The sequence below is a fragment of the Caballeronia sp. LZ019 genome, assembly GCF_031450825.1.
In the GTDB taxonomy this organism is placed as follows: Bacteria; Pseudomonadota; Gammaproteobacteria; order Burkholderiales; family Burkholderiaceae; genus Caballeronia.
On the sequence record NZ_JARTVZ010000005.1, the window covers coordinates 956,994 to 970,259 of the forward strand.

At 61.3% G+C, this 13,266-nt stretch carries 10 protein-coding genes; all 10 read right to left on the reverse strand.

Annotated features, from left to right (window positions below):
• Positions 1-2: 2 nt before the first annotated feature.
• Positions 3-317, reverse strand: a complete 315-nt coding sequence (rplW, locus tag P9255_RS17905) for a 50S ribosomal protein L23 (protein WP_035967599.1) — start codon at positions 315-317, stop codon at positions 3-5.
• Entirely contained in the window at positions 314-934 is a 621-nt protein-coding gene (gene rplD, locus P9255_RS17910; RefSeq protein WP_035967598.1) for a 50S ribosomal protein L4, read from the reverse strand. Before rplD ends, rplW begins: the two co-directional genes overlap by 4 nt.
• The gene (gene rplC / locus P9255_RS17915; protein ID WP_040050487.1) at positions 934-1,593 is read right to left on the reverse strand and encodes a 50S ribosomal protein L3; all 660 of its coding nucleotides are present in this window, start codon (positions 1,591-1,593) and stop codon (positions 934-936) included. The genes rplD and rplC overlap by 1 nt, the downstream gene beginning before the upstream one ends.
• 198 nt (positions 1,594-1,791) lie before the next feature.
• The gene (rpsJ, locus tag P9255_RS17920) at positions 1,792-2,103 is read right to left on the reverse strand and encodes a 30S ribosomal protein S10 (protein ID WP_309790190.1); all 312 of its coding nucleotides are present in this window, start codon (positions 2,101-2,103) and stop codon (positions 1,792-1,794) included.
• A 139-nt stretch (positions 2,104-2,242) separates the two neighbouring features.
• Positions 2,243-3,433, reverse strand: a complete 1,191-nt coding sequence (tuf, locus tag P9255_RS17925) for an elongation factor Tu (RefSeq protein ID WP_309763880.1) — start codon at positions 3,431-3,433, stop codon at positions 2,243-2,245.
• Positions 3,434-3,500: 67 nt separating this feature from the next.
• Positions 3,501-5,603, reverse strand: a complete 2,103-nt coding sequence (fusA, locus tag P9255_RS17930; RefSeq protein WP_309763886.1) for an elongation factor G — start codon at positions 5,601-5,603, stop codon at positions 3,501-3,503.
• A gap of 129 nt (positions 5,604-5,732) precedes the next feature.
• Entirely contained in the window at positions 5,733-6,203 is a 471-nt protein-coding gene (rpsG, locus tag P9255_RS17935; protein ID WP_006053291.1) for a 30S ribosomal protein S7, read from the reverse strand.
• A gap of 178 nt (positions 6,204-6,381) precedes the next feature.
• Positions 6,382-6,762, reverse strand: coding sequence for a 30S ribosomal protein S12 (gene rpsL, locus P9255_RS17940; RefSeq protein ID WP_006053290.1), 381 nt, complete (start codon positions 6,760-6,762; stop codon positions 6,382-6,384).
• Between the two features lie 216 nt (positions 6,763-6,978).
• The gene (recQ, locus tag P9255_RS17945) at positions 6,979-8,826 is read right to left on the reverse strand and encodes a DNA helicase RecQ (RefSeq protein ID WP_309763885.1); all 1,848 of its coding nucleotides are present in this window, start codon (positions 8,824-8,826) and stop codon (positions 6,979-6,981) included.
• A gap of 177 nt (positions 8,827-9,003) precedes the next feature.
• The gene (rpoC, locus tag P9255_RS17950) at positions 9,004-13,245 is read right to left on the reverse strand and encodes a DNA-directed RNA polymerase subunit beta' (RefSeq protein ID WP_309763884.1); all 4,242 of its coding nucleotides are present in this window, start codon (positions 13,243-13,245) and stop codon (positions 9,004-9,006) included.
• Between the last annotated feature and the right edge of the window lie 21 nt (positions 13,246-13,266).

Here is a 13,266-nt window from a genome sequence, read left to right on the forward strand (position 1 = left end):
GATTACTTGGCCTCCGCTTCAAAGTTGATTTCCTGGCCGGGCTTCAGGCAGACGTACGCCTTCTTCACGTCCTTGCGCTTGCCGTTGAAGCGGCCAAAGCGCTTGGCTTTGCCCTTCGTGACGAGCACGTTGACGGAATTGACTTCGACCTTGAACAGCAGCTCGACAGCAGCCTTGACTTCCTGCTTCGTGGCGTCCGGCGCGACTTCGAACACGACTTGTTCGTTCTTGTCGGCAACCAGCGTCGCCTTTTCGGAGATCACCGGCGCGAGCAGAACTTGCATCAAACGATGATCGTTTTTGCGAACTTCGCTCATGACAGCAACTCCTCGATCTGAGCGACCGCAGCCTTCGTGATCAGAATCTTCTTGAAGTAGATCAGCGAGAGCGGGTCGGCGTAACGCGGCTCGACAACCGCCACGTGGGCCAGGTTGCGCGACGCGAGGTACAGGTTTTCGTCAACCGTATCGGTGATGACCAACACGGAGTCGAGACCCATCGCCTTGAATTTTTCGGCCAACAGCTTGGTCTTCGGCGCTTCGAGCGCGAGATCCTCGACCACCGAGATGCGGCCTTCGCGAGCCAACTGCGAGAAGATCGAGCAGAGGCCTGCGCGATGCATCTTCTTGTTGACCTTGTGCGAGAAGTTTTCTTCCGGCGAGTTCGGGAAAATGCGACCACCGCCACGCCACAACGGGCTCGACGACATACCGGCACGAGCGCGGCCCGTACCCTTCTGACGCCACGGCTTCTTGGTGGTGTGCTTGACCTGCTCACGGTCCTTCTGAGCACGGTTGCCGCTGCGCGCGTTGGCTTGATAAGCCACCACGACCTGGTGAATCAGGGCTTCGTTGTAATCGCGACCGAACACGACGTCCGATGCGGTCACGCCAGCGCCTTCCTGACCATTGGCATTCAGGAGCTTAAGTTCCATTATTTCGCTCCTTTCACAGCACGCGTCTTGACAGCCGGGGTCACGAAGACCTTGCCGCCCTTCGCACCCGGAACAGCACCGCGAACGAGCAGCAGATTGCGCTCAGCGTCGATGCGGGCGATTTCGAGATTCTGGACCGTGACGGTTTCGTCACCGAGGTGACCCGTCATGCGCTTGCCGGGGAACACCCGACCCGGATCCTGCGCCATACCGATCGAACCCGGAACGTTGTGCGAACGCGAGTTACCGTGCGTTGCGCGGCCCGAGGCGAAGTTGTAGCGCTTGATGGTACCGGCGTAGCCCTTACCGATCGACGTGCCTTGCACATCAACCTTCTGGCCGACTTCGAAAATGTCCGTACCGACGACGGCGCCGTTCGACAGTTCACCTGCCTTGGCTGCGTCGATATGGAATTCCTTGAGGATTTCACCGGCTTGAACGCCGGCTTTGGCGAGGTGGCCCGCCAGCGGCTTCGTCACGCGCGATGCGCGGCGAGTACCGAATGCAACCTGAACGGCGGTATAACCATCCGTTTCAACGGTCTTGATCTGCGTCACGCGGTTGTCCGACACGTCCAGCACGGTGACGGGGATCGAATCCCCCTCAGGCGTGAAGATACGGGTCATGCCAACCTTGCGACCTACGAGTCCAAGGCTCATCGTTTTCTCCATTCCCGACTGCGATTGGTCGGGGCTGATTACAAAATGCCCGCCGCGTTCAAGTGACTTACGCCCGAAAACCCGACAGACTTTTTTGCGCAAATGCGCGAAAAGCCTTGGAGTATAACAAGGCCTTTCGTTTTCCGCAAGCAATCAAAGACTTAGCTCCGTCCGGCACGCCGGCGGAGCTTTGTAGGCTTACTGCAGCTTGATTTCGACGTCCACACCGGCCGGCAGATCGAGCTTCATCAGCGCGTTGACCGTCTTGTCGGTCGGATCGACGATGTCCATCAGGCGCTGGTGCGTACGGATTTCGAGCTGGTCGCGCGACGTCTTGTTGACGTGCGGCGAACGCAGAATGTCAAAACGTTGAATACGCGTCGGCAGCGGCACCGGGCCACGGACGATCGCGCCAGTCCGCTTCGCCGTATCGACGATCTCGGCTGCCGATTGATCGATCAGGCGATAGTCGAAAGCCTTCAGACGAATGCGGATTTTCTGGTTCTGCATGACGATTCCTTAGAAAAGAGCGAGGCGGTATTGCGCCGCCGATTTGGCAAAAGAGCGAGGGGCCGGGCATTCGCTGAGGGCGAACACCCGGCCCCGGTCACATTACTTCTGTACTACGACTTCGAGTAAGACCGAGATTTTACTCGATAATCTTCGCAACGACACCTGCGCCGACGGTACGGCCGCCTTCACGGATAGCGAAGCGCAGACCTTCTTCCATGGCGATCGGGGCGATCAGCTTGACCGTGATCGACACGTTGTCGCCCGGCATCACCATTTCCTTGTCCTTCGGCAGCTCGATCGAGCCCGTCACGTCCGTCGTACGGAAGTAGAACTGCGGACGGTAGTTGTTGAAGAACGGCGTGTGACGGCCGCCTTCGTCCTTGCTCAGCACGTAAACTTCAGCGGTGAAGTGCGTGTGCGGGGTGATCGAACCCGGCTTGGCCAGCACCTGGCCACGCTCGACGTCTTCACGCTTCGTGCCGCGCAGCAGAATACCGACGTTGTCGCCTGCCTGACCCTGGTCGAGCAGCTTGCGGAACATTTCCACGCCCGTGCAGGTGGTCTTCACCGTCGGCTTGATACCGACGATTTCGATTTCCTCGCCGACCTTCACCACGCCGCGCTCGACGCGACCCGTCACCACCGTGCCGCGACCCGAGATCGAGAACACGTCTTCCACCGGCATCAGGAACGAGCCGTCGACTGCGCGCTCCGGCGTCGGGATGTAGGTGTCCAGCGCGTCGGCCAGGCTCATGATCGCCACTTCGCCCAGCTCGCCCGTGTCGCCTTCCAGCGCCAGCTTCGCCGAACCCTTGACGATCGGGGTGTCGTCGCCCGGGAAGTCGTACTTCGACAGCAGCTCGCGCACTTCCATTTCGACCAGCTCGAGCAGCTCGGCGTCGTCGACCATGTCGCACTTGTTCAGGAACACGATGATGTACGGCACGCCGACCTGACGCGCCAGCAGGATGTGCTCACGCGTTTGCGGCATCGGGCCGTCAGCGGCCGAGCACACCAGGATCGCGCCGTCCATCTGCGCTGCGCCCGTGATCATGTTCTTCACGTAGTCGGCGTGGCCCGGGCAATCGACGTGTGCGTAGTGGCGGTTAGCCGTTTCGTACTCGACGTGCGCGGTGTTGATCGTGATACCACGCGCCTTTTCTTCCGGCGCTGCATCGATCTGGTCGTATGCCTTCGCTTCGCCGCCGAACTTCTTGGTCAGCACCGTCGTGATCGCTGCCGTCAGCGTGGTCTTGCCGTGGTCAACGTGACCGATCGTGCCCACGTTCACGTGCGGCTTGGTCCGCTCGAATTTACCTTTTGCCATGATTACCTTCGTTCAAAGATTGTTTGTCGGTTAAAGCTTGTGGCTCGCGCCGAATGACTTGCGGGTATTACTTACCCTTGGCGTTGATGATCGCGTCGGCGACGTTACGCGGAGCTTCAGCATAGTGCTTGAACTCCATCGTGTACGTAGCACGGCCTTGCGTCAGCGACCGCAGCGACGTCGAATAGCCGAACATTTCGGACAGCGGCACTTCGGCGCGCACGATCTTGCCGCCGCCAACCATGTCTTCCATGCCCTGGACGATACCGCGACGGCCCGACAGGTCGCCCATCACGTTGCCCATGTAGTCTTCCGGCGTTTCGACTTCCACGGCCATCATCGGTTCGAGGATGACCGGGCTTGCCTTGCGCATTGCTTCCTTGAAGGCCATCGAGCCGGCCATGCGGAACGCGTTTTCGTTCGAGTCGACGTCGTGGTACGAACCGAACGTCAGGTGAACCTTCACGTCCACGACGGGGAAGCCAGCTAGCACGCCCGACTTCAGCGTTTCCTGGATACCCTTGTCCACGGCCGGGATGTATTCGCGCGGAATCACGCCGCCCTTGATCTCGTCCAGGAACTCGTAGCCCTTGCCCTGCTCGTTCGGCTCCAGCGTGATGACCGCGTGACCGTACTGGCCGCGACCGCCCGACTGCTTGACGAACTTGCCGTCGACATCGGCGGCCGTCGTGCGAATGGTTTCGCGGTACGCAACCTGCGGCTTCCCGACGGTCGCTTCCACGTTGAATTCGCGCTTCATCCGGTCGACCAGAATTTCGAGGTGGAGCTCGCCCATGCCCGAAATGATGGTCTGGCCCGATTCTTCGTCCGTCTGGACGCGGAACGACGGGTCTTCCTGCGCGAGACGGTTCAGCGCCAGGCCCATCTTTTCCTGGTCAGCCTTCGTCTTCGGCTCGACTGCCTGCGAAATCACCGGTTCCGGGAAAATCATGCGTTCCAGGACGATCGGGCTTTGCGGATCGCACAGCGTGTCGCCGGTGGTCGCTTCCTTCAGGCCGACGGCTGCGGCGATGTCGCCCGCGCGCACTTCCTTGATTTCTTCGCGCTGGTTCGCGTGCATCTGCAGAATACGACCCAGACGTTCCTTCTTGTCCTTGGTCGCGTTCAGGATGGTGTCACCCGAATTCACGATGCCCGAATACACGCGGAAGAAGATCAGCTGACCGACGAACGGGTCCGTCATGATCTTGAACGCCAGCGCCGAGAACTTCTCGTCGTCGGCAGCGCGGCGCTCGGCCTTTTCGCCGCTTTCCAGTTCACCCGTGACCGGCGGAATGTCGACCGGCGACGGCAGGAAGTCGATGACCGCGTCGAGCATGCGCTGCACGCCCTTGTTCTTGAACGCGGTGCCGCACAGCATCGGCTGGATTTCGCACGCGATGGTCCGGTCGCGGATCGCCTTGACGATTTCCGCTTCGCTCAGCTCTTCGCCGCCGAGGTACTTTTCCATCAGCTCTTCGCTGGCTTCAGCAGCCGACTCGATCATCTTCTCGCGCCACTCGTTGCACGAGTCGAGGAGCTCAGCCGGGATGTCGACGTAGTCGAACTTCGTGCCTTGCGACGCTTCGTCCCAAATGATCGCCTTCATCTTCAGCAGATCGACGACGCCCTTGAAGTTCTCTTCCGAGCCGATCGGCACGACGACGGGAACCGGGTTCGCCTTCAGACGCGTCTTCAGCTGGTCATAGACCTTGAAGAAGTTCGCGCCCGTACGGTCCATCTTGTTGACGAACGCGAGACGGGGAACCTTGTACTTGTTCGCCTGACGCCACACGGTTTCCGACTGCGGCTGCACGCCGCCGACCGCGCAGTAGACCATGCACGCGCCGTCGAGGACGCGCATCGAGCGCTCCACTTCGATCGTGAAGTCCACGTGCCCCGGGGTGTCGATGATGTTGATGCGGTGCTCGGGATAGTTGCCGCCCATGCCCTTCCAGAAGGCCGTGGTAGCAGCCGACGTGATGGTGATGCCGCGCTCCTGCTCCTGCTCCATCCAGTCCATCGTTGCTGCGCCGTCGTGAACTTCACCGATCTTGTGGTTCACGCCCGTGTAGAACAGGATGCGCTCGGTCGTCGTCGTCTTGCCGGCGTCGATGTGAGCGCTAATACCGATGTTGCGGTAGCGCTCGATAGGTGTCTTGCGAGCCACTTGGGATCCTTTATTCGGTTGACGCGCCGGATCATTGTTTATGAGCCGGCAGCGCCCTAACACAAACGGGCGAGGCGCCTCGAAAAGCGCACCCGCCCTGATTTTTCCGTTTGCCCTACGAGCGGGAGCTTAGAAACGGAAATGCGAGAATGCCTTGTTGGCCTCTGCCATGCGGTGAACTTCGTCGCGCTTCTTCATCGCGCCGCCGCGGCCTTCAGCCGCTTCGGAGAGCTCACCTGCCAGGCGCAGGGCCATCGACTTTTCGCTGCGCTTCTTCGCGGCTTCGCGCAACCAACGCATCGCCAATGCCATACGACGCGAGGGACGCACTTCGACCGGAACCTGATAGTTCGCACCACCAACGCGACGGCTCTTCACTTCGACCACCGGCTTCACGTTGTTGAGCGCGACCGTGAACACTTCCAGCGGGTCCTTGCCACCCTTGGTCTGGATCTGCTCAAAAGCGCCGTACACGATACGCTCGGCAACCGACTTCTTGCCGGAGAGCATCAGCACGTTCATGAACTTGGCTACATCTACGTTGCCGAACTTCGGATCCGGCAACACTTCCCGCTTGGGGACTTCGCGACGACGCGGCATGATTCTTCCTTTACTTTTTCAGTTGGAGCGCTTTCGCTCCGCGGCCACCAACTAACCCGATCCATCTCTCGACTAAACCAGCTTGGCCGGGTGACCACTTACTCGACAGCACCGGCACTTCCGGCACCACCGCCTTAACCGCCTTGCGGCGACCTCAAACTACTGCAAAAGCCGGCTATTACTTGCCAGCCTTGGCACGCTTCGCACCGTACTTCGAGCGAGCCTGCTTACGATCCTTGACGCCCTGGGTATCCAGCGAGCCGCGAACCATGTGGTAACGCACACCCGGCAAGTCCTTGACACGGCCGCCGCGAATCAGCACGACCGAGTGTTCCTGCAGGTTGTGGCCTTCACCACCGATGTACGAAATGACTTCGAAGCCGTTCGTCAGGCGCACCTTGGCGACCTTACGAAGTGCCGAGTTCGGCTTCTTCGGCGTCGTGGTGTACACGCGCGTGCACACGCCACGACGCTGCGGGCAGTCCTGCAGGGCCGGCGACTTGCTCTTCGTCGTTTCCGACGTGCGGCCTTTGCGAACCAGTTGATTGATGGTTGGCATTGTCTAATCCTAAAAATGAACAAAATCGGCGCGATTCCGAACGGGCAAAGCATCAAGAACCGCGCGTCTGACCTTCTCGTATAGGGCTTCGCCCGAACTGACCGGCTTTAGGCCGCGTCCGAAATCACCCAAGAACGAGAACCTAGCATGATATTCTGAAAATCCCAATCCGGTCAACACGTTGCGTGAATTAATGCACCGCGCGGCGCGAGAACATTAGTCCGCGCCGACCACGTCCAGCAGTTCGTCACCGAAACGCTCGAGTTTTCGTACGCCGATGCCGGGGATATGACGCAGATCGTCGATGCTATCGGGATCGCTGCGGGCGATTTCGGCGAGCGTCGCGTCGTGGAAGATGACATACGCCGGCACGCCGTCGCTTTTGGCGGTTTCGGCACGCCAGGTCCGCAAGCGATCCCAACGCGCCTTTTCGCGGGGCGACATGCCCGCCGTCGGATCGGCGCGTTCGCCGGTGCGCCCCGATGATTGCCGATTGCGCACCGGCTTCACATACTTGCGAAGCGTGACACGCTCTTCGCCCTTCAGCACGGGCTTGCTCGCGTCGGTGAGAACGAGCGCGCCGAAGCCGTCGTGATCGACGGCCAGATAGCCGAACGCGACGAGTTGCCGGAACACCGCGCGCCATTCCTGCTCGGACAGCGCTGCTCCGACGCCGAACGTGGAGATCTTCTCGTGGCCGCGCTGCAGTACCTTCTCGCTACGCGTCCCGCGCAGAATGTCGATCAGATGCCCCGCGCCGAAATGGAAGCCACTCGCCTTGTGTGCGCGGTAGACGCACGACAGCGCCATCTGCGCTTCGCGGGTGGCATCGAAGGACGCGGGCGGCTCCAGACAGGTATCGCAATTTCCGCATGGCTTGCTCGTCTCGCCGAAGTATGCGAGCAGGCGAACGCGACGGCACGTCGCAGCTTCGCAGAGGCCCAGGAGTGCATCCAGCTTGCCGCCCTGAACGCGCTTGTGAGCGTCGTCGGCATCAGACTCGTCGATCATCTTGCGTTGCTGCACGACATCGCCGAGGCCGTAGGCCATCCATGCGTTCGCGGGCATGCCATCGCGGCCGGCACGCCCGGTTTCCTGATAGTAGCCCTCGACGCTCTTCGGCAGATCCAGGTGCGCGACGAAACGCACATCCGGCTTGTCGATGCCCATGCCGAACGCGATCGTCGCGCACATCACGATGCCTTCCTCGCGCTGGAACATCTCCTGATGCCTCTGCCGCGTTTCGAATTCCATGCCCGCGTGGTAGGGCAGCGCGCGAACGCCCTGCCCTTTGAGCCAGTCGGCGGTTTCCTCCACCTTGCGGCGCGAGAGGCAATAAACCACGCCCGCGTCCGTCGTGCCGTCGCTGTTCGTGTGTTCGGCGCGAATGAAGTCGAGCAGTTGCGAGCGCGCGTTATCCTTTTCGACGATCCGATAGCGGATATTCGGCCGGTCGAAGCTCGACACGAAGATGCGCGCGTCGTCGAGCGCCAGCCGATGCACGATCTCGTCGCGCGTGATCGCGTCGGCCGTCGCCGTCAGCGCGATCCGCGGAACGTTCGGAAACCGCTCGTGCAACACCGAAAGCTGAATGTACTCGGGCCGGAAATCGTGGCCCCACTGGGAGACGCAGTGCGCCTCGTCGATCGCGAACAGGCCGACCGGCGAACTCTCGAGCAGGTCGAGGAAGCGCGGCGTCATCAGGCGCTCCGGCGCCACATAGAGCAGGTCGATCGCGCCGTTGCGCAGCGCGCGCTCGGTTGCGGCCGCTTCTGCGCCCGACAGCGTCGAATTGAGATATGCGGCACGCACGCCGAGTTCGGTGAGCGCCGCGACCTGATCCTGCATCAGCGCGATCAGCGGCGAGACGACGATGCCCGCGCCGAAGCCCGCTTCCTTCCGCACCAGCGACGGAATCTGGTAGCACAGCGATTTACCGCCGCCCGTGGGCATGAGCACCAGGGAATCGCCACCGTTGGCAACGTGCTCGACGATCTCCGCCTGCTGTCCGCGAAACGCCGGATAGCCGAAAACTTCATTGAGAATCTGGAGCGAACGGGTCATAGGGGGAGGCGCGAACTGCGGCATGGAGGGATACGCGATTTTATCAACGCACGCTCGAACGACACGCGTTGATCGCGACGTTGGCCATTCGGACGAGATGCGCTGAGAAACGTGAGGTCAAAAAAAACCGCCCGGCGTACCGGGCGGTTCGATGGTGCTGCGAGAAACGCGGCTCGCTTACTCGTTGGTATGCGGCTGCTGCTCCGTTGCCGGTGCTTCCGGCGTACCGAAATCGAATGCCTCTTCGGCAGCGATCTGGTCGAAGCGTTCGCGATCCGCCGACTCCTTCGTCTTGCGCGCCTTGTGGAACGCGAGACCCGTACCGGCCGGAATCAGACGGCCGACGATCACGTTTTCCTTCAGCCCGCGCAGATCGTCGCGCTTGCCCATGATCGCGGCTTCGGTCAGCACGCGAGTCGTTTCCTGGAACGACGCCGCCGAGATGAACGAATCCGTCGACAGCGACGCCTTCGTGATACCCAGCAGCACGTTCTCGTAGGTCGCCGGACGCTTGTCTTCCGCGATCATGCGGTCGTTCTCGTCGAGCATGTCCGATCGCTCGACTTGTTCGCCCGGAATGAAGCGCGTATCGCCGTTGTCGGTGATCTGCACACGGCGCAGCATCTGACGCACGATCACTTCGATGTGCTTGTCGTTGATCTTCACGCCTTGCAGACGGTACACGTCCTGCACTTCGTCCACGATGTAGCGCGACAGCGCCTCGATACCCTGCAGACGCAGGATGTCGTGCGGATCGGCAGGACCGTCGACGATCATTTCGCCCTTGTTGACGACCTGACCATCGTGCACCAGCACCTGCTTTTCCTTCGCGATCAGGAACTCGTGCTGATTGCCTTCGAGGTCCGTAATGACGAGACGCTGCTTGCCCTTCGTGTCCTTACCGAACGACGTCGTGCCCGTGACTTCCGCCAGAATGCCGGCGTCCTTCGGCGAGCGCGCTTCGAACAGTTCGGCCACACGCGGCAGACCACCGGTAATGTCGCGCGTCTTCTGCGCTTCAACCGGAATACGTGCGAGCACTTCACCGACCTGCACTTGCTGACCATCCTTCACGGTGATCAGTGCGCCGACCTGGAAGCCGATCTGCACCGAATGCTCGGTGTTCGGGATCTTCACTTCCTCGCCGTTCGCGTCTAGCAGCTTGACCTGCGGACGCACGCTCTTGCCGGCCTGCGAACCGCGGCGCTTCGCATCGATCACGACGAGGGTCGAAAGACCGGTCACGTCGTCGATCTGCTTGGCAACCGTCACGCCTTCTTCGACGTTCTCGAACTTCACCGTACCGCCCCACTCGGTGATGATCGGACGCGTCAGCGGGTCCCACTGCGCGAGTTGCGCGCCGGCCTTGATCTGCGCGCCGTCGAGCTGCAGCAGCGTCGCACCGTACGGCACCTTGTGACGCTCACGCTCGCGACCGAAGTCGTCCGCGATGATCGCTTCGCCCGAACGCGAGATGACGACCTGCTCGCCCTTCGCGTTGGTGACGTAGCGCATCGTGGCCGTGAAACGCACCGTACCGTTCGACTTCGCTTCGACCGTCGATGCCACTGCCGCACGCGATGCCGCACCACCGATGTGGAACGTACGCATCGTGAGCTGCGTGCCCGGTTCGCCGATCGACTGCGCCGCGATCACACCGACCGCTTCGCCGACGTTCACGCGCGAGCCACGACCCAGGTCGCGGCCGTAGCACGCGGCGCAAAGGCCATAACGCGTTTCGCAGGTCAGCGGCGTGCGCACGCGGACTTCGTCGATGCCGAGGCGTTCGATCTCTTCCACCGCGTCTTCGTCGAGCAGTTCGCCCGACGCGTACATCGTCTCTTGCGTTTCCGGATTGACGACGTCCGCCACCGCGACGCGACCGAGGATACGGTCACGCAGCGCTTCGACAACTTCACCGCCTTCGACCAGCGCCTTCATCGCGACGCCGTTCGACGTACCGCAATCGTCTTCGACCACGACGAGATCCTGCGTCACGTCGACGAGACGACGCGTCAGGTAACCCGAGTTCGCCGTCTTCAGCGCCGTATCCGCCAGACCTTTACGTGCGCCGTGCGTCGAGATGAAGTACTGCAGCACGTTCAGGCCTTCGCGGAAGTTCGCGGTAATCGGCGTTTCGATGATCGAGCCGTCCGGCTTCGCCATCAGGCCACGCATACCGGCGAGCTGACGAATCTGCACGGCGGAGCCACGCGCGCCAGAGTCGGCCATCATGTAGATGGAGTTGAACGACTCCTGCTTCGTTTCCTTGCCTTCGCGATCCACCACGGGCTCGGTTGCGAGCTGCTCCATCATCGCCTTGCCGACGCTTTCCGACGTCGCCGACCAGATGTCGACCACGTTGTTGTAGCGTTCCTGCGCGGTGACGAGACCCGACATGTACTGACGGTCGTACTCCTTCACCTTCTTCGCGGCGTCGCCGACGATCGTCTCTTTCTGCGGCGGCACGAGCATGTCGTCCACGCAAATCGAGATGCCGGCGCGCGTTGCGAGGCGGAAACCCATCTGCATCAGCTGGTCGGCGAAAATCACCGTCTCGCGCAGACCGCACTTGCGGAACGCCGTGTTGATCAGGCGCGAGATTTCCTTCTTCTTGAGCGGCTTGTTCAGCACCGAGAACGGCAGCCCCGGCGGCAGAATTTCCGACAGGATCGAACGGCCGACCGTGGTCGCGTACAGCGTGACCTTCGGCACGAACTTCGGCGCGCCTTCGCTCTGGTCTTCGTTCGCCACCATTTCGGTAATGCGGACGTTGACGCGCGAAGCCAGCTCGACTTCCTTGTTCTCGTACGCGCGGATGACTTCCGACACGCCCGTGAACGTCAGGCCTTCGCCCTTGCCGTTCACTGCTTCACGCGACGCGTAGTACAGGCCCAGCACGATGTCCTGCGACGGCACGATCGACGGATCGCCGTTGGCCGGGAACAGGACGTTGTTCGACGCCAGCATGAGCGTGCGCGCTTCCATCTGCGCTTCGAGCGACAGCGGCACGTGCACGGCCATCTGGTCACCGTCGAAGTCGGCGTTGAACGCCGCGCAAACGAGCGGGTGCAGCTGAATTGCCTTACCTTCGATCAGCACGGGCTCGAAAGCCTGAATGCCAAGACGGTGCAGCGTCGGCGCGCGGTTCAGCATGACCGGATGCTCGCGGATCACCTCTTCGAGGATGTCCCACACCACCGGCGTCTGGTTCTCGACTTCCTTCTTCGCGGCCTTGATGGTCGTCGCGACGCCCATCACTTCCAGCTTGTTGAAGATGAAAGGCTTGAACAGTTCGAGCGCCATCAGCTTCGGCAGGCCGCACTGATGCAGCTTGAGCGTCGGGCCCACGACGATGACCGAACGGCCCGAGTAGTCGACACGCTTACCGAGCAGGTTCTGACGGAAACGACCGCCCTTGCCCTTGATCATGTCGGCGAGCGACTTCAGCGGACGCTTGTTCGCGCCGGTCATGGCCTTGCCGCGACGACCGTTGTCGAGCAGCGAATCGACGGCTTCCTGCAGCATCCGCTTTTCGTTGCGGACGATGATCTCAGGCGCCTTCAGTTCGAGCAGACGCTTCAACCGGTTGTTACGGTTGATCACGCGGCGATACAGGTCGTTGAGGTCCGAGGTCGCGAAACGGCCGCCGTCCAGCGGCACGAGCGGACGCAGTTCCGGCGGCAGCACCGGCAGCACTTCGAGCACCATCCAGTCAGGCTTGATGCCCGAACGCTGGAACGCCTCGAGCACCTTCAGGCGCTTCGCGTACTTCTTGATCTTCGCTTCCGAACCGGTGTTCTTGAGTTCGGTGCGGAGCGTTTCGACCTGTTCGTCGATGTTGATCGCGCGCAGCAGCTCGCGCACGCCTTCCGCGCCCATCTCGGCACGGAATTCGTCGCCGTACTCTTCGACCTTGTTGTAGTAATCCTCTTCGGTCATGATCTGCCGCGCTTTCAGCGGCGTCATGCCCGGATCGATGACCACGTAGGCTTCGAAGTACAGCACGCGCTCGATGTCGCGCAGCGTCATGTCGAGCACCATGCCTAGACGCGACGGCAGCGACTTCAGGAACCAGATGTGTGCGACCGGCGAGGCCAGCTCGATGTGGCCCATCCGCTCACGGCGCACCTTCGCCAGCGTCACTTCGACGCCGCACTTTTCACAGATCACGCCACGGTGCTTCAGGCGCTTGTACTTGCCGCACAGGCACTCGTAGTCCTTGATCGGCCCGAAAATCTTCGCGCAAAACAGACCATCCCGCTCCGGCTTGAACGTGCGGTAGTTGATGGTCTCCGGCTTCTTCACTTCGCCGAACGACCACGAACGGATCTTGTCGGGCGACGCGAGGCCGATCTTGATCGCATCAAAAACTTCTTCTTGTTGGACTTGCTTGAATAGATCGAGCAGAGCTTTCATTGCTTTCTCTCCGTAGTCCGA

Excerpts from the sequence above, each read along its gene's own strand:
- rplW (WP_035967599.1), bottom strand. The coding sequence starts at position 317 with ATGAGCGAAGTTCGCAAAAACGATCATCGTTTGATGCAAGTTCTGCTC.
- rplD (WP_035967598.1), bottom strand. The coding sequence starts at position 934 with ATGGAACTTAAGCTCCTGAATGCCAATGGTCAGGAAGGCGCTGGCGTG.
- rplC (WP_040050487.1), bottom strand. The coding sequence starts at position 1,593 with ATGAGCCTTGGACTCGTAGGTCGCAAGGTTGGCATGACCCGTATCTTC.
- rpsJ (WP_309790190.1), bottom strand. The coding sequence starts at position 2,103 with ATGCAGAACCAGAAAATCCGCATTCGTCTGAAGGCTTTCGACTATCGC.
- tuf (WP_309763880.1), bottom strand. The coding sequence starts at position 3,433 with ATGGCAAAAGGTAAATTCGAGCGGACCAAGCCGCACGTGAACGTGGGC.
- rpsG (WP_006053291.1), bottom strand. The coding sequence starts at position 6,203 with ATGCCGCGTCGTCGCGAAGTCCCCAAGCGGGAAGTGTTGCCGGATCCG.
- rpsL (WP_006053290.1), bottom strand. The coding sequence starts at position 6,762 with ATGCCAACCATCAATCAACTGGTTCGCAAAGGCCGCACGTCGGAAACG.
- recQ (WP_309763885.1), bottom strand. The coding sequence starts at position 8,826 with ATGACCCGTTCGCTCCAGATTCTCAATGAAGTTTTCGGCTATCCGGCG.
- rpoC (WP_309763884.1), bottom strand. The coding sequence starts at position 13,245 with ATGAAAGCTCTGCTCGATCTATTCAAGCAAGTCCAACAAGAAGAAGTT.